This is a genomic window from Corallococcus sp. CA053C (assembly GCF_003611675.1).
Taxonomy (GTDB): Bacteria; Myxococcota; Myxococcia; order Myxococcales; family Myxococcaceae; genus Corallococcus.
Window position 1 is genome coordinate 1 of the sequence record NZ_RAWA01000019.1, and the last position, 23,051, is coordinate 23,051.

General features: G+C 66.7%; 17 protein-coding genes and 2 pseudogenes. 8 read left to right on the forward strand and 11 right to left on the reverse strand.

The window, feature by feature from the left end:
• Positions 1-193: 193 nt before the first annotated feature.
• Positions 194-1,147, forward strand: a complete 954-nt coding sequence (locus tag D7V97_RS04195; RefSeq protein ID WP_120609287.1) for an ankyrin repeat domain-containing protein — start codon at positions 194-196, stop codon at positions 1,145-1,147.
• 172 nt (positions 1,148-1,319) lie between these two features.
• Here the strand turns inward: D7V97_RS04195 and D7V97_RS04200 are convergent, their stop codons facing one another.
• Positions 1,320-1,784, reverse strand: coding sequence for a hypothetical protein (locus tag D7V97_RS04200; RefSeq protein WP_120609288.1), 465 nt, complete (start codon positions 1,782-1,784; stop codon positions 1,320-1,322).
• Positions 1,774-2,019 (reverse strand): hypothetical protein, encoded by a 246-nt coding sequence (locus D7V97_RS44505; protein WP_158623265.1) that lies wholly within the window; start codon positions 2,017-2,019, stop codon positions 1,774-1,776. The genes D7V97_RS04200 and D7V97_RS44505 overlap by 11 nt, the downstream gene beginning before the upstream one ends.
• 1,307 nt (positions 2,020-3,326) lie before the next feature.
• Between D7V97_RS44505 and D7V97_RS04210 the strand changes: the two genes are divergently transcribed.
• Together D7V97_RS04210 and D7V97_RS04215 are read left to right on the forward strand one after the other, a co-directional pair.
• Positions 3,327-4,664 carry an IS701 family transposase gene (locus D7V97_RS04210; protein WP_120609290.1) on the forward strand — a complete coding sequence of 446 codons (1,338 nt, stop codon included), beginning with the start codon at positions 3,327-3,329 and terminating at the stop codon, positions 4,662-4,664.
• Between the two features lie 312 nt (positions 4,665-4,976).
• Positions 4,977-7,691 (forward strand): P-loop NTPase fold protein, encoded by a 2,715-nt coding sequence (locus D7V97_RS04215; protein ID WP_147444679.1) that lies wholly within the window; start codon positions 4,977-4,979, stop codon positions 7,689-7,691.
• Positions 7,692-7,876: 185 nt separating this feature from the next.
• Here the strand turns inward: D7V97_RS04215 and D7V97_RS04220 are convergent.
• From D7V97_RS04220 to D7V97_RS04230, 3 genes and pseudogenes are all read right to left on the reverse strand, one after another.
• Positions 7,877-9,005 (reverse strand): annotated as a pseudogene (locus D7V97_RS04220) (transposase).
• Positions 9,006-9,244: 239 nt separating this feature from the next.
• Complete coding sequence (locus D7V97_RS04225; protein WP_120609323.1) at positions 9,245-9,814, reverse strand: DUF1629 domain-containing protein; 570 nt, start codon at positions 9,812-9,814, stop codon at positions 9,245-9,247.
• 19 nt (positions 9,815-9,833) lie between these two features.
• Positions 9,834-11,183: an AHH domain-containing protein gene (locus D7V97_RS04230; RefSeq protein WP_120609292.1), complete on the reverse strand. Its 1,350-nt coding sequence runs from the start codon at positions 11,181-11,183 to the stop codon at positions 9,834-9,836.
• Between the two features lie 126 nt (positions 11,184-11,309).
• On the opposite strand from D7V97_RS04230, the pseudogene D7V97_RS45715 reads away from it, so the two are divergent.
• Positions 11,310-11,699, forward strand: a pseudogene (locus D7V97_RS45715) (IS30 family transposase); the annotation flags it as partial.
• Between the two features lie 47 nt (positions 11,700-11,746).
• Here the strand turns inward: D7V97_RS45715 and D7V97_RS04240 are convergent.
• From D7V97_RS04240 to D7V97_RS04255, 4 genes are all read right to left on the reverse strand, one after another.
• On the reverse strand, positions 11,747-12,856 hold the full coding sequence (locus tag D7V97_RS04240; protein WP_233582502.1) for an alpha/beta fold hydrolase: 1,110 nt from the start codon (positions 12,854-12,856) through the stop codon (positions 11,747-11,749).
• Positions 12,857-12,990: 134 nt separating this feature from the next.
• Positions 12,991-13,461, reverse strand: a complete 471-nt coding sequence (locus D7V97_RS04245) for a GFA family protein (protein WP_120609293.1) — start codon at positions 13,459-13,461, stop codon at positions 12,991-12,993.
• Between the two features lie 28 nt (positions 13,462-13,489).
• The gene (locus D7V97_RS04250; RefSeq protein WP_147444680.1) at positions 13,490-13,891 is read right to left on the reverse strand and encodes a hypothetical protein; all 402 of its coding nucleotides are present in this window, start codon (positions 13,889-13,891) and stop codon (positions 13,490-13,492) included.
• A gap of 38 nt (positions 13,892-13,929) precedes the next feature.
• On the reverse strand, positions 13,930-15,357 hold the full coding sequence (locus D7V97_RS04255; protein ID WP_120609295.1) for a hypothetical protein: 1,428 nt from the start codon (positions 15,355-15,357) through the stop codon (positions 13,930-13,932).
• 57 nt (positions 15,358-15,414) lie between these two features.
• Here D7V97_RS04255 and D7V97_RS04260 point away from each other — a divergent pair, with 57 nt between their 5' ends.
• Both D7V97_RS04260 and D7V97_RS04265 read left to right on the forward strand, forming a co-directional pair.
• Positions 15,415-17,250, forward strand: a complete 1,836-nt coding sequence (locus D7V97_RS04260) for a leucine-rich repeat domain-containing protein (RefSeq protein WP_233582503.1) — start codon at positions 15,415-15,417, stop codon at positions 17,248-17,250.
• A gap of 130 nt (positions 17,251-17,380) precedes the next feature.
• The gene (locus tag D7V97_RS04265) at positions 17,381-17,833 is read left to right on the forward strand and encodes a DoxX family protein (RefSeq protein ID WP_120609296.1); all 453 of its coding nucleotides are present in this window, start codon (positions 17,381-17,383) and stop codon (positions 17,831-17,833) included.
• 7 nt (positions 17,834-17,840) lie between these two features.
• Here the strand turns inward: D7V97_RS04265 and D7V97_RS04270 are convergent, their stop codons facing one another.
• The gene (locus D7V97_RS04270) at positions 17,841-18,725 is read right to left on the reverse strand and encodes a LysR substrate-binding domain-containing protein (protein WP_120609297.1); all 885 of its coding nucleotides are present in this window, start codon (positions 18,723-18,725) and stop codon (positions 17,841-17,843) included.
• Positions 18,726-18,827: 102 nt separating this feature from the next.
• Here D7V97_RS04270 and D7V97_RS04275 point away from each other — a divergent pair, with 102 nt between their 5' ends.
• Positions 18,828-20,459, forward strand: a complete 1,632-nt coding sequence (locus tag D7V97_RS04275) for an acetolactate synthase large subunit (RefSeq protein ID WP_120609298.1) — start codon at positions 18,828-18,830, stop codon at positions 20,457-20,459.
• A gap of 26 nt (positions 20,460-20,485) precedes the next feature.
• Positions 20,486-21,919: an aldehyde dehydrogenase family protein gene (locus D7V97_RS04280; RefSeq protein WP_120609326.1), complete on the forward strand. Its 1,434-nt coding sequence runs from the start codon at positions 20,486-20,488 to the stop codon at positions 21,917-21,919.
• Between the two features lie 4 nt (positions 21,920-21,923).
• Here D7V97_RS04280 and D7V97_RS04285 read toward each other — a convergent pair whose 3' ends face one another.
• Positions 21,924-22,946, reverse strand: coding sequence for an aldo/keto reductase (locus D7V97_RS04285; protein WP_120609299.1), 1,023 nt, complete (start codon positions 22,944-22,946; stop codon positions 21,924-21,926).
• Between the last annotated feature and the right edge of the window lie 105 nt (positions 22,947-23,051).

Genomic DNA, 23,051 nt, shown 5'->3' on the forward strand with positions numbered 1-23,051 from the left:
CATCGGGGAGGGGGCGGATCCCACCATCCACGTCCTGGGAGCGCAAGCAACAGATGTCGCAGCGTGTCCTCCCGTGTCGCGTGGAACGACGGACCGGTGCTCGAGGTGCGCTGAGGATCCCGACCGCGTGCGCCCACACGCTTGCCCTGGCCTCCTGCTACAAGCGTCCTCCTGTTTTTTCCACGGAGAGACCATGAGCAACGTCTGGAACCTGGCTGCCGAAGGCAACGCCGACGCACTGCGCGCGGCACTGGCGGCGGGGGCGAGCCCCGAGGCGATGGCGGATGGCCGGGAGACCGCGCTGATCGCGGCGGCTTCCAATGGGCACCTGGAGTGCGTCTCGCTGCTGCTCGCGCACAAGGCGAAGGTGGCCGCGAAGACGGACGGAGGCAAGACGGCGCTGATGGGGGCCGCCGCGGGCGGTCACGCCGGGATCGTCCAAGCGCTCCTCGCCGCGAAGGCCAGTCCGGACCTGGCGAACAAGCTGGGCATGGGCCCGCTGCACGTCGCCGCGGCGCATCCCGCGGTCGTCGAGGCCCTGCTGGCGGCGAAGGCCGACCCCAACCTCGCGAGCAAGTCCGGGCGGACGCCCTTGATGTTCGCGCGGCGCGCGGACGTCGCCGAGCTCCTCGTGAAGGCCGGCGCCAGTCTCGTGGCCGCGGACAGCGATGGGGAGACCCCGCTCCACCATGCCGCCTCCGCGGCGAGCGAGGACGTGGTGCGGTACCTGCTCGCCCAGGGCGCCCCGGCGGATGCACTCGACTCCTCCGGAAAGACGCCGCTGCTGAGCGCCATCCGCTCCGAGCCCTTCGGGAAGGCGCCGGGGGCCGCCCTGCAGCTCATCGCGCACACCACCCACCTGGAGGCTCGCAATTACAGGGGACAGACGGCGCTGAGCACCGCGTGCGAGGAGGGCTTCCTCGCCCCGGCCGAAGCGCTCGCGGCGAAGGGCGCCGACCTCAACACCCGTGACAATGCGGGGATGACGCCCCTCATGTGGGCGGCCTCGTATGGCCGGCTCGACGTAGTGGACTGGCTCCTGGCGCGTGGCGCGGATGCGGCGTTGGCCGACAAGAAAGACAGGCGCGCCGTCGATCATGCCAGGAAGGACCCTCACGCCGCCGTGGTGGCCAGACTGGGGGGCTGAGCCGTGCTCCGCGAGGGGCCGCGGAAGCTGCGCCGCGGTCCTCGCCTTCATCCTCACCCCCTGCGGTCTTCGCGCGCTTGTGCTCGATGAGCTCGCGCACGGCGAAGCGCTCGTCGCGGTAGGCGAGGACCGCGGTCCGCTTCTCCTGGCTCAGCGTCACCCGCGCGAGCCGCTAGTGCTCCACCGCGTCTTCCTTCTCGGCCGCGCCCCGCTTCTCGTCCGGCGTCGGGATGACGGACTCGAGGTCCTCCGGCGCGAAGCAGTCGGGCCGCTCGAGCTCCACCCAGCTGCGGTGTACGCGGGCGGGCACGGCGATGACGCCGCTGCCGGTGCCCTCCCAGCGGGCGTCGCGCACCCGCACGGCGCGCACGCGACACTTCTTCACCAGCCGCACCTCCACCTGGGCCAGCTGCCCTCCCGGCTCCGAGAGCAGGCGCATGAGGGGCGCGCCGCTCAAGGTGAGAAAGTCGAGCCGCGAGCCCTCCAGGGAGCGCGTCGTTCCCTCGGACCAGGTGGCCAGCGCGCCGGGCTCCAGGGGTGTCGGCGAGGCAGTGCGCAGCAGCAGGGCGCCACGTGCCTCCGCCAGCCGGGTACAATTGAAGAGGCCTCCGCGGCACTCGAAGTCTTCATTCTCCACGAAGCGCCGCGCTCCGCGCGTCCGGGCAGGGACGAGGTCCCACCGCGATCACGCGCGTCGGGCCCACCCGGTCGTTCTCGAGCGGCACGCCCGAGCGCGGCACCACCTCCAGCACCGCGTAGAGGCTCTCGTCCGAGGTGAGGACCTCCCGGTCCTGCGAGCCTGGGAGGCCGCACGCCGTGGCTGCCGCAGCGAGGGCGACGAGCCAGAAGCGGGGCCAGAACGCGCGCGTCATCCATCGAGTCTGAGACATCTGGGATGGGCGAGGCAATCCGACCCTCACCCCGTGCTGGACGTCGAGCGGGACGCCCGGCGGCTCGGGAGTGGAAACGGAGGGAATCAAAGCCTCGGGCAGGGAGATGGGAAACCCCAGGCAGGACGCGCTGTTACCCCCTATCCCCCTGATTTTCCTTGGGTTCATCATCCCGTCCCGTCCCACGCTGATCCCTGGTGTGTCCCCTCAATCCACGCTGGAGGGGCACACTGGGGGCACATGCCAGCCCAACAGGACAAAGCCGCCCTCAGCAGGCACGAGCGATCCTGTCTCCAGGGGCTCACGAGAGGCTTGGAGACAGCCCAGAGGCCACGCTGCAAAGCATCAGCCGGCCAGTCTGAGGCAACGCTTCCGTTGAACGGGGCTGAACGTGCGGTGAGCGTTTGGGAAGGTGCCCCGGCGTGCCTTCCTTGAGGGCTTCAGCCTGCACGCCAATACGCACTTGCATTCCGACGACAGCGACTGCCTAAACCGGCTGTGCCGGTACGGAGCACGAGGCGCCTTGGAACTGGAGCGCTTCGAGGATGCGAAGGACGGGCACATCGCCTGCCGACTGTGGGAATGAGGCAGCGGTGCGCGAAGAAGCAGCGATCCTAGAAGTCCGTGCCTGGCAGCAGTACGCCTCAAGCCTGTGGGCATGCCTTCTCGTCGGCACTCAGCCTCGCGCACGGCGCGTCACCCGCCCTCCTGGCGATCGCCCGAACCCACTGAGCCCGCCCAACAAGGGCCCAGTCCTTCCTTGGTCCTTCTGAGACTGAGAGGCTTGTTGGTCCAGTGGACATGCGCAAGGCTCTCAGCGTCCAATGCGTCTCTTTCTCTTCCCCCGAGCCTCTATGACCGCGCTGCGTTTCACGAGCGTCCGCGCAGCATTGCCGCTGCCGTGCCCGAGGTGCACCACCTCACGTCCTCTGACCAAGTCAGAGTTCCCGGCCATGCCCATGGAGCATGCTACCTCACCGGGATTGTCCCCTTCCCAGGCCACGCTACACGCCTTCGTGGACGCGCACTTCGAGGATTCTTCCGCCGCTCACCTATGGCAGCGACGTTGGCGGGCGTGCCCACATATGACGGGGAACTAAGCAACTTCCCAGCCGGAGGGGCGTGCATCATGCCTAAACGACCGCTCACGATTCCCGATCGGCAGGTAGCGACTGGGGCCGAAAAATCGGCCTCAGCGGCAGACCAGACGACCAGGAATCGCGGCTTCTGGTTTAGTACCACCTGGTCACTTTCAGAATGCGTGAGGGTGAGCTGACTGTTCCCCGAGCATGACGCCAACACAGCTGAAACGGTTGGAGGGAGAGCTGGAGAGCTTCCTCCAGTCGATGTTCGCGGGCATGGGCCGCGTGGAGCGGCGACGGGCGATGGACTGGTACGTCAAGGGCCTGTTGCTGGAAGGCGAGCGCAAGAGCATCGACCCGATGGCGGGTCGCCTAGTGGAAGAGGCGTCCGAGAAGGACGCCATGCGTCAGCGCCTTCAGCAGTGTGTCAGCGGCAGCGCCTGGGCGGACGACGAGGTGATGCACCGGCTCGCGCTGAAGCTGGAGGAGGACCTGCCGGACCTCGAAGCCCTCGTGTTGGATGACACTGGCTTCCCCAAGAAGGGCAGGCATTCGGTGGGCGTGGCCCGGCAGTACTCGGGCACGCTGGGCCGCACCGACAACTGCCAGGTGGCCGTCAGCCTGCATGTGGCGAGCGAGAAGGGCAGCGGTTGCATCGGGATGCGGATGTACCTCCCGGCGGAATGGACGTCTGACACGAAACGCCTGCGAAAGGTGGGCGTGCCGCAGGACGTCTCGTTCGAGACGAAGCGGGAGATTGCCCTCGGGCTGCTTGAGCGGGCGCTGGGCTGGGGCGTGAAGTCGCGCCTGCTCCTCGCGGACTCGGGGTACGGCAACGAGGTTGAGTTCCGCGAGGAACTGACGCGCCGGGGGCTGCCGTACATCGTCGGTATTCGGGGCGACTCGGTTGTCTGGCCTCCGGGATTCGAGCCTCCGCCCATTCCTGCGAAGCCAGCGCGAATGAGCGGGCCCGCGCGCACGCGCTACCGCTATGGCGAGGCGAAGCCCCTGGCCGTCGAGAAGCTGGCCGAGGGACTGCCGCGAACTGACTGGAAGTTGGTGAGCTGGCGCGAAGGCGCCAATGGCTCGCGGAGCTCGCGCTTCGCGGCCCTGCGTATCCGCACCGCGCATCGTCACTCGCTGGGACTGGCCCCAGGCGATGAACAATGGCTGCTGTGCGAATGGCCGAGGCACGAGAAGGCACCCACCAAATTCCACCTCTCCACGCTGCCCGCGAGCACGCCCCTGAAGCAGCTCGTGCGCCTCACCAAGCTGCGCTGGCGCGTCGAGCGCGACTACCAGGAGATGAAGGGAGAAGTCGGTCTCGACCACTTTGAAGGACGCACGTGGCGTGGCTTCCACCACCACGCCACCCTCTGCGCCGTGGCCCACGGCTTCCTCGCGCTCCGTCGGGCGCTTTTCCCCACGGAGCCGGGTGCACTGGACGCTGCCGATGGTGCGACGCGCGTTGCAGCCCCTCCTGCTCAAGCAGATTGGCACCTGCCCCTTCTGCAACAGAGCCATCAACCCCAGAGCTCCGCCTGAACTGCCCTCTCGGATGTGACCAAGTGGTATTAGCGTACCTGAAGAACCAACTCGCGGCGCTGCCGAGGCGATAGACCAAGCTGCGCTGCCTCCGCTGGACAAGGCGGACTAACGACGTCCTTGAAAACCATTTCCACTCGCGCACCCTGGACATGACCCAGTGGTCTCCTACAGCTACCAACCCGTACCCATTATCCGTCGGCTGATGGTTGGCAAGGACAATGCGTCGTCAGCATCGCCCTGACCAGCCCCTTCTGGTTGAATGCTCCCAACAGCCTGAATCCAGATTCAGCCCATTTCCATGGAAGCCCTTTGAACAACGCAAAACATCGCAACGCTATCCACAAGCGCTGGCTCGAAATCACAGCATTCTCGCTACCCGCCAGCGCGGCTGCGTTATTCGCCCTGCGATTGGCGCCTAACTGCAAGGAACTAACTGATTTTGCGCAGTGGGCCTGGCTCCCTGCGCTTACGCTTCTCATCGTTTCCATACTCCTGTGGGATCGCAATCGCGCACCTGCCTGGAGTGGCCTTCGCTATTTCTGGCGGTATCCTCCATCCTGGTTCGCAGCGCTCTTGGGGCTCATTTGGCTCGTCTTCTTTCTTGCAATAAGCCCCTCAACCACACAGGGGCTACAATGCCCCGGACTCAGCTCGGAAGAAATCAGAGATTTCCTATTCACCACCTGGCCGGACATATTAGTCGGGATTGGTTTCGTTGTCATGCTGCTCATTGTCGCGCCACTGCTCGTCTCGGCAATCGGCGCCAGCAACGAACAATTAAGAATTGCCGAACTACTCGGTTCGAACACTCAAGCATTACCTCCTGCGAAGCCCGTGGCCCATTCATCAGCAATCGACTTCTTGAAACTCCGCGATTGGGTCCAGAATGACACGCCAATCAACCGTCCAGATTTGGATGTGTTCAGGCGAAATCCAACTGCCCAAAGAATTGCCAACAGAGTCAAACCTCGCCTCGATAAATCACCAACCATCGCACTGATCGGCGAACTCGGAGCCGGGAAGACATCCATCTACAATCTCGTGCTTCACGACCTGAACAACGCCGGCATGCTCGGTCGGTCAGTTGCCGTCGTGCGCATCAGCCTGTGGCCGTTCGACACAGTAGATGCAGCCATCCACGGCATATTGAGTTCATTAACAGAAGAACTGGGACAGCACGTCAGCACAACTCCCATTGCCGGCCTTCCCGACGAGTATATTAGCACCATCGAAAACGCAGGTGTCGGCTGGGCCAAGCTATTCCGACGCAATCGCCCGCCGACCGCAATTCTCGCCGACTTTGACCAAGTAACCGCAGCACTAGACATACATTTTGTTCTCTGGATCGAGGATCTGGAGCGTTTTGCAGGTTCCACATCCACCACGCACCCGCCGGAAGTCGAACGGCTTGCCCCTATTCGGTCGCTTCTTCACTCGATATCAGAAGCGACATCCATCCAAGTCGTGTTCGCATCGACCCTACTGAGCGCCAGATTCGACATCGAAAAGATAGCCAGGATTGTCGAGCCCCTCCCAACAATCGAGCCAAAGACAATCTGGAAAACACTATCAATATTCATCAATGGCTGTCTGGCATCAAGAGAATTTATCGACCCCGCATCGCCCTCCGCGCGCATGCACCTTCGAAGCAACTCCATAAACGACTGGCTTGACGGAGTTCTCGACAGCTCTGCCAGCGCACTCACTTTGCCAATTGCACTGGCAACCATCTGCAACAATCCACGCAAGTTAAAATACGCTCTTCGACACTGTATTGACGCCTGGGATGCACTGAGGGGCGAAATCGACTTTGACGACCTGTTCTCAATGTCACTGCTCCGCGCATCGGAACCAGATGTATTTGCACTGATAGTGGACTATGTCGACGAGATTAGAAGCGAAAGGGTGCCCCGAGAATCAAGCACGAACACGGAAGCAAGGTCGAACTTCGAGATAAAGCTCGACGCTCTCGTGGGAGCGGCAGCAAGTCCGAAGCGAGCTGCAATAGAGGAGATTCTCGACTTCGTCTTCCCAAACTGGAGCAAGCCGGGAAAGCAGCGAGTCGCAGAAAGCAAGCCCCAGGGGCTCTCCGTAAGAACGCATCGCGACTATTGGAAGCGCTATCTGTCGCTTGAGCCGCTGCCCACCGACGAGCAGGACCAATCCATCCTCCAAAGTATTACTCTCTGGAAGTCCAACTCTCCCAGCGAACTAGTGTCCCATCTCCTCAAAGCATCCCAACTCGATACGGTCAGAACCTTTGCGAGCAGGACGCTTGACTCTTCCGAGCTGGCCAAACTCCTGGATGCCACTGTCCATGCCGAACTAAGGCGCTCACCTGCCGACTGGAAAAGTCGCTACCCTCCAAGCGTCATGACCATCTGGAATATGATGCTGGGCGGAAAGAACGAGGCTCTTCCTTCTCTTCTCAAGGAACTCGTCAAGCTGACCACGCCAGTCAATCTTCAGTTGACCCATACGCTTCTTTATTTCTTTTTGACGAAAGAGGACAATGTCCACGAACTTGTTCCGCAGACCCAAGGCGATGAAATCAGAGCGTCATTCATACCTCTACTTGAGGCTTCATTTACCTCACAAGACCCCAAGCGTCTGGTGGATGCGCTTCGGGAAGCAGAACTGGACGTTCTGTTAATAAACTGCTGGGGCCTTGAGCGAGTAAGACAGAAGAACTTTGACGGGCAACCCTTTGCGGGTTGGAAGACATTCTCTGACGCGCTCCTTGAGTCTGCCGAGGTGGCGCCCGAGGTAGTCTTGCCTCAAATCATCAAATTCATTGTCGACAAGACCGACCAGTTCAGGGTGGGCGATGGGGGCCTTTTTGAGTTCGCGACCTACACTTTGAACAGCGAGCGAGCAAGTCGCTTGTTCGACATGAATCGCCTGAATAATCTTGTTTTGGAAAGAACAAATCCAGCCATGTTTCCGAAAGAGTTGAGACCTGAATACCAAGCCATTCTTGAGCCCGCCCAGACTTCCCGAAAAATTGTTTCCGGCAAGAACTGAGAACCACTGACAACGAGCAGCCAGCCAGGGTCTACGCCAAGCAATGAAGCCGCGCGGGCGAAGTGGTGCAGGAATTGCCCCACCAGCTCTTCCCCATGACCAAACGACCGCTCACGATTCTCGCTCGGCAGGTAACAACTGACCAAGACTCACAACTTCTGGTCTAGAGCGCCGAACAGGTTAGGTCACGCCGCGAGTTGGTAGCGCGCGGCGACCTCGAGGTTTTGGACGACCGCGAGTCGCCTGAGGTCAAAGAGGTTGCGGCGCGTGCCGCGGTAACGGGCCTTCGGGCCCTGGCGGTTGGCGAGATGTGCCAGGCAATGCTCGACGCCGACACGCTCGCGGAGTCCTGCGCGGCCCGTGCTCGACCGCAGACGTGAGCGAAGGCGCTTCTGGAGCCGCTCGTCGTCGCCCATCGTGACGCTGCGCCCTTTGCCGGACGCGGCCTGGGTACAACTGGGGCGCAGCTTGCACGGCCCGCAGGCTTCCGGGTCGAATTGCACGACGGCGCCGGGCTCGAAGGGCTCCACCTCGCCCGCAGGGCACGTGAGGGTGCCGTCGCGGATGTTCACTTTGAAGTCGCGCTTGCCGAAGAGTCCAGGCTTCGCGCTGGCTCCTCGCCACGGCCGGCAGACGATATCGCCGCCGCTCGCCAGCACGTCCTCGGCCATTGAGCTGTTGAGGTACGCCCTGTCGACGAGCAGTACGTCGGGATAGAGGTCCTGGTGGGCCATGTCTTCCTGCAGTGCGCCCGTCGCCTCCTCTTCGGGGCGGTTGGCGGGTGTCACGGCGCAGGCCACCACGAGTTCGGTGTCGAGGTCGATGCCGACGTGCTGCTTGTAGCCATTGAAGCGCTTGCTTTTGCTCTTCCGCCCGTGGCGCATGTCCGGGTCTTCGATGGAGATGCGCCTATCGGCCGCCACGCCCTGTCGAATCTGAATCGGTCGCGATGAGTCGCTCCCTGAATTGCTGCAGCCCGCCCTGGGAGAAGGCTGGCGCGTCCTCGTCCGCGCCGAGTCGGTCCAATACCATTCGCCACCGGCTGTCGGTGCCCGAGAGACACACGGCTTCGGCGTCCGATGCCTGCGTGTAGGCCTGCACCAGCAGCGCCATGCACATCATCGCGGGCGGTTGCGGCGCTTGCCCCTGGCCCGTCTGTCGGTACATTGCCTCGAGCTCGTCCTGAAAGGCCTCGTCGAACAACTCGTGCCGATGCTCGCGCAGGAAGACGAAAAGCTTCCTGCTCTTCCCCGCGAGCTTCAGCAGGCGCTGCTCCCGTGCGCTCTGCTCCACAGCCGGCTTCCAGCGTTCCATGAGCCACCTCCGTGAGGTGGCGACCTATGCACTCGACGACAGCCCGCGTCGATCCCCTACCGCTTGCCTGCTCCCTCGCCGTAACCTGATCGGCGCTCTAGCACCTACGCGAGTGTCCGCCACAGGTAGGCTGCTCTCCCGGAGGGTACGCGCCGCTCCATGGGCCGTGGAGCCCACCCGGCGCGCGGCATTGACCAGCACCGGCACCGAGAACCACCTCAGAGCCGTGGCACCTGCCCTCAAACTTCTTCAAACTTCGTTCCCGTGGCGCCCATGCGCTCAAGTGCGTCGCGGATTTCCTCGCGGACGATCAGGACGATGGGCCATCCCCAAGCGCGGAACACCTTTGCGTCACCTACCTGCGAAGCGTCAATCCGCATTCCCCAAACGTCTCGGTACTTTCCAACCTTCTCAGGGCGCCCGTCCTCCGGCGTCCACTTCTGAAATTCCTCGGTGGCCTTCTCGTCAATGCACTGAATGAGTTGGGTCGCCACGAGAATGAAGAACGGCTCAGGGTGGCCCTCTATCTCCACGGGCAGGGTCTGCACTTCCTCGGGGGCTAGCTCCGTGAGCGCGGAAGCCACTCGGGCGTGGACCACCGGGGCCGCGAACGCCGCGAGTGAGAAGTCGAGCGCCCTGCCGGGTACATCCATGGGAAGCTTCAAGCGTCCCAGGTCTGGAAGTTGCTGGCCCCGATAGAACATCCAGGGGTCGTCCACCTCCCGGCCTTGAGCGTCGGTGGGAGTGCCGAGCACCCACCGGCCTGGAATGGTCATGTCGTCGCTCAGATCGAAGTAGCGCCTTACCATGTGAGCCATTGTCGTGATCCTAGGTGCCGGTGACCAGTTTATTCAGCTTGGTGCCCGGAGTGGCAATCTGCTCCCCCAACCGGCCGAGTTCGGCTGTCAGCGCTTCGCGGCATTGCTGCATGGTGCGACACCCCTCCGTTGCGTCAGACAGGCGCCGGAGAATGCGTTGATGGTACGCCTGCGGGTGAGGTCCCTTGTGGCCCTTGACGTGGACGATGTTCGCCGGGTCGTCCAGCGACATGCCCGCCTTATCGAAGATCCTCTGGAACTTGGGAGACCACGGACCTTCATTGTTCGTGGCCTTCCACCACTTGTTCGTGGCGATGTGGTGGTCGTGGCCCTCCGCATCCACTGGGGCGGCAGCCGTGCCCCCCATGGCCCGTGCCGTCATGGCCACCGCATTGGGGGCGAGTGCCACCGTGACGGCCTCGCCCGTCACCGCCACCGCACCCACTTCGCCCACGGCGGCAAGGCGGAGACCCGCGCGGCCCCCGGCCAGCGCCGCCGCTTGGGCGGAACCGGGCAGCGTCGGCACCTTCGAAGCGAAGCCCGCAGCCGTGTTACCGATGGCCACCGTCGCCAGCAGCGCGAAGGCGCGCGCCGCGTTCCGGCCCATCACTTTGCCGTAGCCCTCACCCGCATCGCGGAGCTCGTCAAACGTGGTGGCCCGGTCCGCCTCTTCCACCAGCCGTTTGAAGCCCGCGATCAGCGTCCAGAAGGTGTCCACCCCGAGGTAGACAATGGCTGTCGCCGTCATCACAGCAGCCAGGCCCTTGCTCACCGGCTCGGGCACCGACCAGAGGACCAGATAGAGGGTCATGGTCCACAGCGCCGCCGAGAGCACCGCGTGCGGGTCGGCCATGTCTTTGAAGGCATCCAGCATCTCCTCTAAAACAACACCTTGAGCCATGGCCATGGCCAGCGCATAGCGCCCGTCTCCGGTGACGGTGGGACTCTCCGCCAGCAAACGCAGACAGTCGCCCTTGCGCCCGGTGCGCTCGCACCAACGCAGATATGCCCGCGTCAGCTCCACCTCCGCTTGCGGCATGTCGGAGGCCAGTGCAGCCCCCTCCAGTGGCGTCATCCGCCGGGTGCGCGGATCGAAGAGGTACGTGCCGCCTCGGGCGTCCACTCCCATCAGGCGCCGCGCGGCCTGCTGGGGATTGGCCGGGAGCCTCACGTCCCGCGCCAGCCTCGCCACGGCCGCTTTGAACTCGCGCCGCTCCACCTCCACCGGCCCGGCTTCGCCGTTGTGAGGCGTGAAGACGACTGGCGGCCCCTGGCCCGTTTCCAAGCGCACCACGCGCCCTGAGGCACAGCCTGTCAGCCAAACCAGCAGGAGTAGCGCGACAGCGCGATGTACCCTCATCAAGTCCCCCAGCGGGAAAGAGCTTCATCCTCCAGGGTGCGGTAGGGCTGCGGCCAGAACCCAGCGGATCGGACCTCCCAGAGCGCCACCTCAGGGCGTGGCATCCGCGAGGTGCACAGCGGCGGCGAGAGACACTCGCGCTTCACGATGCTCGTGAAGGTCGCCGGGAAGGACAGCGCCAACGTCGTCCGGGCCCTGACCGTGGCGGCACGCAAGCTGCCTCGAACACTCCGGCGCTCACTGACGTGGGATCGCGGAACGGAACTCGCGAAGCACCGGGAGCTCGCGATGGCGACCGACTTCTCCATTTACTGCTGTGACCCGTAGAAACCCGGGCAGCGAGGAACGAACGAGAACACCAACCGGCTCCTTCGGCAGTACTTCCCGGATGGAACGGACGTCTCGGCCTTCTCTCAACGGGACCTGGACGCAGTGGCACTCCGACTGAACCAGCGCCCGCGAAAGACACTGGGGTTTGAAACTCCCGCTGCCAAACTGCAGCAAGTGTTGCGTTGACCGGTTGAGCGCACCGGGTCACGCCCAGACAGCCCCTGGATGGCAGCTCAGTGCACCTCGCCTTCACGCTGTCGAAGCCAGGTGGAGATGGCGCGCCTGCAGTCTTCATGGCGGTCGAGGAAGGCGAAGTGGCCGCTGTCGAGTTCCACATAGGTCCCCTTCCCACCCAGGCGGTGGGCGAAGGCCCTCATGGACGACGTGGGCATCATCGTGTCCGTCCGCCCCTGCACCACCAGCGTGGGCACCCCTGGCGGGGGCGCTCCGGTCTCCGCCCCGGACACGAGGATGAGCCCGCGAAGCTCCAGTCCCGGTGGGACCCCGCGATGCACCAGCCTGCTGGCGCCGACGCCTCCGTTGGAGAGCCCTCCCAGGTAGACGCGACGGATGCCCTTCGCCGCAAGCCATGCGTAGGTGGCCTTCAGCGTGCGTTCCCCCTGCGGCTCCCACCAACTCCCGGAGGGACCCACGGAGGGGCAGACGGTGAGCGCGGAGATGCTCCGCACCGCCTGCGCCATCTCCCAGCAATACACCGCGAAGTTGCCGGCGAAGCCGTGAAGAAAGACCACGGCCGAGTCCGGACGGTCCCGGCCCTCCGGAGGGACGACCAGCGCATCGAAGGACTCCGCGGACTGGAGCCCCAGCCAGGTCGCGATGGCGGGCGTGGCAACCATCCCCTCGGCGGTGCCCATCCGCTCGAACGCGGCCTCCAGCGCCGGGACGAACCCGCGCGTGTCCGAGCGAGGCAGGCGCCCGGTGAGCAGCAGCGCGTGCGCCGCGAGCAGCGTCCCATCCCGCTCATCGACGAGGCGATTCACCCAGCGGTGGCCTTCCTCCGGAAGGTGAAGCGTCTCCAGGCGCGTCCCTCGCGCGAACACGAGCCGTGACGAGACGACGAGGAGCAACAGCGCGAAGCCGCCCCAGCTCAGCCACCGCCGCGCACGGGACAGGAGCCCCGCCGACAGGAGCAGGAGGCCGGCGACGTACCCCCATCCCGACACCGAAGCACCCACCCAGGTGGCGAGTCCCCACAAACACAGCGCCACGGGCGCCAGGACGAGCCCCAGGAGGAACGCGAGCCGGGACCGCCACCGTGGCGCGGACTTCAGCGTGGGGGCCAGGGAGGACCGCGTCTCCGTTGTCGTCAGCGATTGCGCCATGAGGCCACCCTCGCAGCCCTCACGGGTGACGCGGTGGCCGCGCCGCCGAACGGTCCCGAACGCCGGGGGAACGGCGCCCCACGGCAGGCAATCGGTCTGGCGGACGCCACGGCCTTCGCGCGCTTGCGCTCGGGTCACCGCGCCGTCGGTTTCGCGGCCTTCTTCGCATACTCCGCCGTCAGCCCTTCATATTCGCTGAACTCCGGGAGCTTCGCGTAGCGATGGACCGCGGGCGTGCTCGCCCAGGGAAGCTTCTCGCTCGTCCACGTCTCGATGAACGGCGTGAACCAGCGGGCGTCGTCGAGCATCGTCGCGCGGACATTGACGAACATGTCCAGGCCCTCGGGCCGCGTGAACATCCAGCTCATGCAGTGCGGGCAGAAGTAATGACGGCTCGCGCCGTGGAGGCCTCCAATGACAGGTTCTCCCTGCGTGACCAGGAACCCCTCGGTTGGGATTGCCGCGCTCAAGGAGAAGGCGCTCGCGGTCATCCGCTGGCAGCCCGTGCAGTGGCAGGCCATCGTGAGCAGGGGCGGTGCGCTGATCCTCAGCCGCACCTGTCCGCAGCGGCATCCACCTTCCCAGGGGAGATTCCAATCGTTCATCTTCGTTCTCCCGCGACGTGGCCCGGGTTCAGCGGGCCTTCGCGCGCTTGCGTTCGATGAGCTCTCGCGCGGCCTGCATCGTCGTGACGAAGTCGACGTCTCCCTTCAGCTTCCCGGTGAGGTAGAGCGCGAAGGCGACGGCCTTGGCGCTCGCCATCTGCAAGCGGTGCGAGCCGACGTAGACGACGCCTCGCAACCGCTCCGGGCTGGACTCCTTGCTGAAGTAGTCGCGCGCGGCCTTGTCGATGGTGGAACCGTCGATGTCCACCACGACGAACACCGGGCCCTGGACCGCCACCTCCTGAACGATGGCTTGCACGCGCTTCGCATCCTCCAGCCCCGTGGCGCCGTTGAAGTCGACGAACAGGACGTCGGGCTCCTCGAAGTGCGCCCGATGCGTTCCAAACACCCATTCACGTCGCTCTGCCATGAGGCCCCCCAGCGCGGAAACGCACGACCGGGCGGAGTTTATCCCTTCGCTCCCAGGAGGCCAAAGGGCCTCCATTCGAGGATCTTCAGGTCGAACCCGTCCCGGCGCTTCTCGGCGAGCCAGTCCTCCAGGGCGCTCAGCGCGGACGCCTCGTCATCGAAGCTCCGGCGCTCGCCGTCCTGGGTGACCAGCGTCGTGCCCTCCACGATGGCCGAGGTGTATTGCGCCTTGTCTCCGTACTTCGAAAGCTCGCGCTCCAGCGGGCCCCGGCCGGGAACCGTGGTCGTCACGCGCAGGAAGTCCCCTGCGTAGCGGGCCTCCAGCCGCCGCACCTCGCGCGCGGCGGCGTCAGGCCCGTCGAAGGCGAAGCGGAACGTCCGCTTCCACCCATTGTTGTTGCCCGCATGGAGCTGAACGATGGCGTCGAAGCGTTCAATCTCCAGGAAGAGGTCGCCCCGCCTGCGCCAGAGGGTCACGCGTTCGGACGCCCGCGTCGCGGCGAGGGCTGGCGGCGTCCCTTCCTCCGCGAGGAACTTCTCCCCGTCGTAGATGGCCACGGGGAAGCTGCCAGGACGCATCAGCCACACCTCGCCCGTCTCCCGCCGCGCATAGACAACATCGTTCGCTCGCGCCTGGAACGACGCCCGTGCCACGATCCCCTCGATGTCGAGCCCCTCGAGCTCCTGCTCCGTGGGCTCATCCGGCTCGCGGAACTGCTGCTCCTGTGGCGTCGACGTGAAGACCGGCTCGCCGCGCCGGATGCGCTCGAAGAGATCGTCGTGGTGGAGCTCCTCGAGATCGAGGTTCCAGAGCTCGGGCACGAGGAAGGTGGACGCCAGGGACGCGGCTTCGCCACCGGAGCGGCCATTCTCGAGGTGATGCTCGGCGTGGACTTCGCCGTAGCACGAGACGTCGTGATCATTCTCGTCGAGGAAGCGCGTCGTCAGGTCGCCCGCCACGACGAGGCTCTCATCGTTGTAGACGCCCTGGATGACGTCACGGACCACGAGGTCGCCGAGGACCAGGAAGTTCCCCGACGTCCGCAGTCCCTTCGCGACACAGCGGCCCACGACCACGACGGTCGAATCCGGCCCACAGTCCGACAGCACGCCGTCCACCTCCAGGTCCCCGAGCACGATGAGGGGACAGGAGACGAACAACGAGCCGGGAGCCCGCGCGGTCCCCGTCACGACCCGGGCCTTGGTGACCGAATCCCCGAGCACCGCGTCCACGGGCTCGAGGACGTCGCGCAGCACCACGGCCGCGAAGCCGATGTCCGTGAGCGGCCCGGGATGGAACGCCCGGACGAAGTCGACGGGCGTGAGCGGAGCCTTCCCCTTGAACGCGCTGGCGAGGGACGAGACCGAGGGATTGCCGTGATGGGAGAGCGCCTCGCGGACGGCGCTGTCGAGTCCGGCGAGCGTGGCTTCCGCTCGGGGCAGGAACTCCTCTTTGGAAAGGAGCATGGGCGCGCATCCTATCGGCCCCGAAGCCGGGGGGATTCACGATAGAAGCCGGGGCCCATGAAGACTCCCCAGCTCCCCGTGGCCCCACCCCGCCTGGCGATGCGACTCGAGGGAGTGGAAGGCAAGACCCGCGGGTTCTGGTCCTACGTCCAGCACGGTGCGCAATTGGAGCTGCACCACGGCAAGGTCGGCACGGACGGCAAGCGCGAGTCCCGCACCTTCGCTTCCGCCGAGGCGGCCGGGGCCTTCGCACGCAAACAGGTTGCGGCCCGGGTCGCGAAGGGTTTCTGGTCCAGCGACCTCGCCTTCGAGTCCACCACCTGGGAGCAGGTGAAGGACTCGGTGCAGGTCCCGGGCAACTCCGAGCAGGATGACGACCGCGTCCTCGTCCTCTCCGGCGACGTCGTCGTGCCGCACGAGCTGTGGCTCGACTTCCACCGGGGCATCTTCGCGCTGGAGGACCCGGATGCGTCGCCCTTTACCGGACTCATCGTGCGAGGCAACCTCACCGTCGAGGGTTGCGTATTCAATGCGGATAACGACTTCGGACCGTTCCTCCAGGTCGACGGAAACCTCTTCGCGACGAGCATCGCAATGGGGGGGGCGCGGCTGCGCGTCGCCGGTGACGTCATGACCGGGGATTTCGTGGCGGTCTACAACCACGGCAGTGTCTCCGTGGGAGGCGACCTCGTGGCCCGCACCGTCGCCTCGGATTACTCCTTCCAGGTGGAGGGCGCAGTCGATGCGTACCGCTACCAGGGGCAGGGCTCGAAAGTCTTCGCGGTGTCTGCCGGGGTGGAGGCGTCGGACGACCCCTACGACGCCAAGGGTGTCTTCGTTCCGGCGGTGGTGGCCGACGAGCGCGTCCTGCTCGACAAGGCGCGGAACCTGTTGAGCGCGGGCAAGCCCATCTCCCGCCCTGTCTTCACGAGCGTCCGGGGCGCGTTCCATCAGCTGGTCTCCAAGAAGATGGCGGAGCCCGACAAGGTGAAGAGCCTGACGTTGGAGGCCAAGGGGCTCACGTCGCTGCCGGACGAACTGTTCCTGTTCCGTGGCCTGGAGAAACTCAACCTCCGGCGCAATGAATTGCGCACGCTCCCGGAAGCGCTGGGGCTGCTCACGGAGCTGCGCGAACTGGATGTGAGCCTCAATGGCCTGCTGGCGCTGCCCGAGTCCATCGGCGCGCTGAAGAAGCTGCGGGTGCTGAACGTTGAATACAATTGCCTCTGGCGACTGCCGGACTCGCTCGCGGAGTGCGTCGAGCTGCGGACGGTGAACCTGGTCAACAACCCCTACTCCTACGTCCGCAGGGCCTTCGGGGGCTGGAGCCGGGTCCAGCTCATGTGGGACTTCCCGGAGGTCCTCACGCGGCTGCCGAAGCTGGAGGTGGTGACCTTCGATGGGACGCCGCTGCGCAACCTGCCCACGCGCCGCTTCGACAGCACCTCCCTGCGGTCGGTGACCGTTCGCCATTCCCTGGTGACGCAGGTGGATCCGGAGCTCCACTCGCAGCTCACCGTGAGCGTGGAGGAAAGCGCCGGGAAGGCCGCTGCCTACATCGGCAACTGGTTCTGTCGGGAGTACGTCCGGCTCGAATCCTTCCACGACGCGAAGTCGGGCCGGTATGACTTCACGGAGGTCCTCGCGATGTTGGGGCTGCTGCTGCGCATCACCATCCCCACGGCCGCGCCCTATGCCCAGGCGTTGGAGAACTTCCGGAAGGGGAGCGAGGACATCGTCCATGCCCTGACCTGGGGCCGCGCGAATGCCCAGCACGTCCGCGCGCTCTTCACCGCCCTGCGTGACGCGCTGGGGCCGCTCGGCGAGCCGTACCCCGGCAACGCGCTCATCGCGGGGCTGCGGGACGTCTTCGCGCTCCACGCGGGCGGATGAAGCCGAAGCCTGTCCCCCAGGGAGGTGTGGGCCTGTGTGTGGGCCTCCCTGGAAAATGGAAAGCGGTGTCGATGCGTGGGCGCTTCGTTCGACGTGAAGTAGAAGCCGCATTTCCCTGAACGGAGCACCCATGGACACCGCCATTCCCTCCACCCCCGTGGAGCATTCCCAGAAGAAGTCGCTGGCCCGCCACCTGCCCACGGTGGCCCGTGTGCTGCTGGGGCTCGTCTTCTTCGTCTTCGGCCTGAACGGCTTCCTCGAATTCATCCCGCAGCCGAAGATGGACCCGGCGGATCCGGCGCTCGCCTTCGCCATGGCGATGAAGGCCACGGGCTACCTGTTCGGGCTGGTGAAGGGCACGGAGGTGGTGGCGGGGGCGTTGTTCCTGCTCAACCGCTTCGTGCCGCTGGCGCTGGCGCTCATCGCGCCCGTCATCGTGAACATCTTCCTGTTCCACGCGTTCCTGGCGCCCTCGGGCGTGGGGCTCGCGGTGGTGCTCCTGGCGCTGGAGATCTACCTGGCCTGGTCCTACCGCGCGGTGTACCGCCCCATGCTCGGCATGAAGGTCAGCGCGGGCGCCTGAAGTCTGCTCAGCCCGCGTCCTCCTTCGCCCGCGCGCGGACCTCCGCCGCGAACAGCTCCGCCGCGGGCGTGCGCGGCGCTCCCTTGCGCCAGAGGAGCGCCGCCAGCTCCGAGCGGGGCGCGGGGGACAGCCGCTTCACCACCAGGCGCTCGGCGTCCGCGAGTCTCGGCTCCGGCAGCACCGTGACGGCGAGCCCCGCGCGGACGATGGCCAGCACGGTGGCCACCGCGTTCGATTCGAGCGCCACCCGGGGGACGAGTCGCATCGCCGCGAAGTGCGCGTCCACCCGGGCGCGCACCCGCAGCCCGCGCGACAGCAGCGCGAACGACTCCTCCGCGAGCAGCTTCACCCCCACGGACTCCGCGCTCGCCAGCGCGTGCCCCCGTGAGACGACGAGCACGAGCCGGCTGTCGAAGACGGGCTCGGCCTCCAGGTCGGTGAGGCGCGCGGGCGCATAGCCCAGCCCCACGTCCAGCCTGCCGTCCGCGAGCCGCCGCTCCAGCCTCCGCACGACGGCCTCCTCCGCGCTCAGCGCCAGTCCCGGGTGTCTGCGCAGCACCGCCGCCAGCGCCGGCACCACGATGCCGCGCATGCTCGGCGGGTAGCCCACGCGCAGCGCCCCCGTGGCCAGCCCCCGCAGCGCGCCCACCGCCGACAGGCCCGCGTTCACGTCCTCCAGCGCGCGCGAGGCATAGGTGCGGAACAGCTCCCCCGCCTGTGTCAGCCGCACTCCTGCGCGGGCCCGCTCGAAGAGCGGGGTGCCGACCTCCTCCTCCAACTGACGAACCTGCTGCGACAGCGTGGGCTGGGAGATGTGCACCCGCCGCGCGGCGCGCCCGAAGTGCAGCGTGTCGGCGACGGCGGAGAAGTAGCGGAGGTGTCGGAGCTCCATGCCACCATCATAGATGGCATCTATCGGGTCGATGAGAACAAGCGAATGTACGAATCGCTGCCCGCGGGTACATCTTCCTCGTCGCCAAGGAGAGGGACCCCCATGAAGGCATCAGACCTGTTCGTCAAAGCGCTCGAAGCCGAGGGCGTGCGCTGTGTCTACGGACTTCCCGGCGAGGAGAACCTGGACCTGCTGGAGTCCATGCGCGCCGCCAACATGCGGCTCGTCGTCACCCGCCACGAACAGGCCGCCGGGTTCATGGCCGCCACGCAGGGCAGGCTCACCGGGCGCGCGGGCGTGTGTCTGGCGACGCTGGGGCCGGGGGCTACCAACCTCGTCACCGCCGCCGCGTACGCGCAGCTGGGCGCCATGCCCATGGTGATGCTCACCGGCCAGAAGCCCATCAAGGCCAGCAAGCAGGGCCACTTCCAGATCGTCGACGTCGTCGGGATGATGCGGCCCCTCACCAAGTCCACCCGCACCCTCGTCTCCGCGGAGCACGTGCCGTCAGCGGTCCGCGAAGCCTTCCGCCGCGCGGAGGAGGAGCGCCCCGGCGCCACGCATCTGGAGTTGCCCGAGGACGTGGCGCGCGAGTCCACCGACGCCGTGCCCCTGTCGCCCGGTGTCCTGCGCAGGCCCGTGGCCGACGAGGCGTCCATCGCCCAGGCGGTGGAGACGCTCGCGTCGGCGCGCCGCCCGCTGCTGATGGTGGGCGCGGGCGCGAACCGCAAGCTCACGTCGGAGATGCTCCGCGCCTTCGTGGACCGCGTGGGCCTGCCCTTCTTCAGCACGCAGATGGGCAAGGGCGTGCTGGATGAGACGCACCCGTTGTGGATGGGAACCGCGGCGCTGTCCGACGGCGACTTCGTCCACCGCGCCATCGAGGCCTCGGACTGCATCCTCAACGTGGGCCACGACGTCATCGAGAAGCCCCCATTCGTCATGCGCGACGGACGCCGCACGGTGATCCACCTGAACTTCTCCTCTGCGGAGGTCGACCCCGTGTACTTCCCGCAGGTGCAGGTGACGGGGGACATCGCCAACGCGGTGTGGCGCATCGCGGAGGGCGTGGGGGCGCGCTCGCACTGGGACTTCACGCCCTTCGAGCGTTCCCGCGCGGGGCTCGACGCGCAGTTCGTGAGCGGCGCCGAGGATGACCGCTTCCCCATCTACCCCGCGCGGCTCGTCGCGGAGGTGCGGCGCGCCATGCCGGATGACGGCGTCGTGTGCCTGGACAACGGCATGTACAAGCTCTGGTTCGCCCGCTACTACCGCTGCCGGCGGCCCAACACGCTGCTGCTCGACAACGCGCTCGCGACGATGGGCGCGGGCCTGCCGTCCGCCATCGCCGCGAAGCTCGTCCACCCCCGGCGCAAGGTGGTGGCCGTCTGCGGTGACGGCGGGTTCATGATGAACTCGCAGGAGCTGGAGACGGCGGTGCGCCTGAAGCTCGACCTCACGGTGGTCGTGGTGCGCGACGACGGCTACGGGATGATCCGCTGGAAGCAAGGGGAGATGGGCCTGCCTGACTTCGGGATGACGCTGGGCAACCCGGACTTCGTCCGCTACGCGGAGGCGTACGGCGCGCGCGGACACCGCCCGACAAGTGCTACCGAGTTCGGCGCCACGCTCACGCGCTGCCTGGAGTCGGGCGGCGTGCACGTCATCGACCTGCCCATTGATTACTCGGACACCGCGCGGGCGCTGGGTGCCGGCGCTTTGGTGGAGTCATGAGTCCGCGAGAGGAAGAGGAGAACACCATGCTGGCTGAACGCTACCCGTACTACCTGGCCAACCGACCGCGGCAGCCCAATGCGGAGCTGGCCGTCACCGACAAATATTCGGGAGAGGTCGTCACGCGCGTGGCCGTCGCCGACGCGGCCGCCGTGGAGGAGGCCATCGCCGCCGCGGTGCGCGCGACGGGGCCCATGCGGAAGCTGGCCCCGTACGCCCGGCAGGAGGTGCTGGAGCACTGCGTGCGCCGCTTCCAGGAGCGGGCCGCTGAGTTCGCGCTCGCGCTCTGCATCGAGGCGGGCAAGCCACTGCGCGACGCGCGGGGAGAGGTGACGCGCCTCATCGAGACCTTCAAGGCGGCGGCGGAGGAGGCCGTGCGCGGCGGGGGCGAGGTCCTCAACCTGGAGGTGTCGCAGCGCACGGCGGGCTACCGGGGCTTCACGCAGCGCGTGCCCGTGGGGCCGTGCTCCTTCATCACGCCGTTCAACTTCCCGCTCAACCTGGTGGCGCACAAGGTGGCGCCCGCCATCGCCGCGGGCTGCCCCTTCGTCCTCAAGCCGTCGGACCGCACGCCGGTGAGCGCGCTGCTGATGGCGGAGGTGCTCGCGGAGACGGCCCTGCCCGAGGGCGCCTTCTCCGTGCTCCCCACGCGCCTGGAGGACGTGGGCCCGTTCATCGAGGACGACCGGTTGAAGCTGCTGTCGTTCACCGGCTCGGAGAAGGTGGGATGGGATTTGAAGGCCCGCGCCGGCCGCAAGAAGGTGGTGCTGGAGCTGGGCGGCAACGCGGCCTGCGTGGTGGACGCGGATCAGGGCGAGCGCCTGGACTTCGTCGCGGACCGCATCGCCCACGGCGCCTTCTTCCAGGCGGGGCAGAGCTGCATCTCGGTGCAGCGCGTGCTCGCGCACGAGTCGCTGTACGACGCCCTGCGCGAGCGGCTCGTCGCGCGGGCGCGGGCCTTGCGCGCGGGCAACCCCCGGGATGAGTCCACCACGCTCGGGCCCTTGATTGACGAGCCCGCCGCGCGGCGGCTGGAGGGGTGGATCCAGGACGCCGTGAAGCGCGGTGCCCGGGTGCTGACCGGGGGAGGGCGGCGCGGCGCGCTGCTGGAGGCGACGGTGCTGGAGGGCGTCCCCGAGGACGCGCCGCTGTGCGCGGAGGAAGCCTTCGGGCCCGTGATGCTGCTCCAGCCGTTCCGCGACTTCGACGAGGCCCTGCGCCGGGTGAATGACGGCCGCTACGGCCTCCAGGCGGGCCTCTTCACGCAGGACGTGACGCGGGCGATGCGCGCCTGGGACGAGCTGGAGGTGGGCGGTGTCGTCGTCGGTGACGTGCCGAGCTTCCGCGTCGACACCATGCCCTACGGCGGGGTGAAGGGCTCCGGGCTGGGGCGCGAGGGCGTGAAGTACGCCATGGAGGACATGACGGAGCTGCGGCTGCTGGTGCTCCGCCACGGGTGAGCCGTCACCGCCCGAGCGCCTTCTCCAGCGTGGTGTCTCGGAGCTGCTGGTTGAACCAGCTCGGGTAGTAGAGGGCGTGGGGGCTCACCTCGTCGAGCCGCCGCACCTGCTCGTCGGAGAGGCGCACCTTCAGCGCGCCCAGGTTGTCCTCCAGCTGCGACAGCTTGCTCGCACCCAGCACCACGGTGCTCACGCCCGGCTTGCCGAGCAGCCACGCCAGGGCCACCTGGGCCACCGACGCGCGGTGGGCTTCGGCGACTTCGCGCAGCACCTCCACCACGCGGAAGCCCGCCTCCTTGTCGAAGGGCAGGAAGTCGAAGCCGGAGAGGCGGTGGTCGGCGTCCTGGAGGTTCTCCCGCGTGTACTTGCCCGACAGGAAGCCGCCGGCCAGCGGGCTCCACACCATCGTCCCGATGCCGGCGTCCTGCACGAAGGGCAGCACCTCGTGCTCCAGGTCGCGGCCCACCAGTGAGTAATACATCTGCGCGGCCGTGAAGCGCGCCTGGCCGTGGCGCTCCTGGAGGCCCACCGCGCGCGCGGCCTGCCACGCGGACCAGTTGGAGAAGCCCACGTAGCGCACGCTGCCCTTGCGCACCAGGTGGTCCAGCGCCTCCAGCGTCTCCTCCAGGGGCGTGTGCGGGTCGAAGCGGTGGACGATGTAGAGGTCCAGGTAGTCGGTGCCCAGCCGCTTCAGGCTCGCCTCCGCCGAGGCCAGCACGTGGCGGCGCGACAGGCCGCCGTCGAGCAGCCCTTCGCCGGTGCGCATGCCCACCTTCGTGGACAGCACCACGTCCTTGCGGCGCGCTCCGAGCAGCTTGCCCAGCATCTCCTCGGACTGGCCGGCCGCGTACGCATCCGCGGTGTCGAAGAAGTTGATGCCGGCCTCCAGCGCGCGGTCCACCAGGACGCCCGCCGCGTCCATGTCCACCTTGTAGACGCTGGGGACGCTGCCCGTGCCGAACGTCATCACCCCGAAGGCCAGCCGGGAGACCACCAGCCCTGAGTTGCCCAGTCGCGTGTATTCCATGGCGCTTGCTCCGTGTTCGTCGTGGGGCAGGGGTGCCCCGCTCACGAGGGGAAGACTGCGTCCCGGGCACTTCAAAGAGAACCTGCTGACTGCTACATGGGATTT

Bases quoted from the DNA above. Each gene is read 5' to 3' on its own strand.
- D7V97_RS04195 (WP_120609287.1), top strand. From the start codon at position 194: ATGAGCAACGTCTGGAACCTGGCTGCCGAAGGCAACGCCGACGCACTG.
- D7V97_RS44505 (WP_158623265.1), bottom strand. From the start codon at position 2,019: ATGACGCGCGCGTTCTGGCCCCGCTTCTGGCTCGTCGCCCTCGCTGCG.
- D7V97_RS04210 (WP_120609290.1), top strand. From the start codon at position 3,327: ATGACGCCAACACAGCTGAAACGGTTGGAGGGAGAGCTGGAGAGCTTC.
- D7V97_RS04225 (WP_120609323.1), bottom strand. From the start codon at position 9,814: ATGGTAAGGCGCTACTTCGATCTGAGCGACGACATGACCATTCCAGGC.
- D7V97_RS04230 (WP_120609292.1), bottom strand. From the start codon at position 11,183: ATGAGGGTACATCGCGCTGTCGCGCTACTCCTGCTGGTTTGGCTGACA.
- D7V97_RS04240 (WP_233582502.1), bottom strand. From the start codon at position 12,856: ATGGCGCAATCGCTGACGACAACGGAGACGCGGTCCTCCCTGGCCCCC.
- D7V97_RS04245 (WP_120609293.1), bottom strand. From the start codon at position 13,461: ATGAACGATTGGAATCTCCCCTGGGAAGGTGGATGCCGCTGCGGACAG.
- D7V97_RS04250 (WP_147444680.1), bottom strand. From the start codon at position 13,891: ATGGCAGAGCGACGTGAATGGGTGTTTGGAACGCATCGGGCGCACTTC.
- D7V97_RS04255 (WP_120609295.1), bottom strand. From the start codon at position 15,357: ATGCTCCTTTCCAAAGAGGAGTTCCTGCCCCGAGCGGAAGCCACGCTC.
- D7V97_RS04260 (WP_233582503.1), top strand. From the start codon at position 15,415: ATGAAGACTCCCCAGCTCCCCGTGGCCCCACCCCGCCTGGCGATGCGA.
- D7V97_RS04265 (WP_120609296.1), top strand. From the start codon at position 17,381: ATGGACACCGCCATTCCCTCCACCCCCGTGGAGCATTCCCAGAAGAAG.
- D7V97_RS04270 (WP_120609297.1), bottom strand. From the start codon at position 18,725: ATGGAGCTCCGACACCTCCGCTACTTCTCCGCCGTCGCCGACACGCTG.
- D7V97_RS04275 (WP_120609298.1), top strand. From the start codon at position 18,828: ATGAAGGCATCAGACCTGTTCGTCAAAGCGCTCGAAGCCGAGGGCGTG.
- D7V97_RS04280 (WP_120609326.1), top strand. From the start codon at position 20,486: ATGCTGGCTGAACGCTACCCGTACTACCTGGCCAACCGACCGCGGCAG.
- D7V97_RS04285 (WP_120609299.1), bottom strand. From the start codon at position 22,946: ATGGAATACACGCGACTGGGCAACTCAGGGCTGGTGGTCTCCCGGCTG.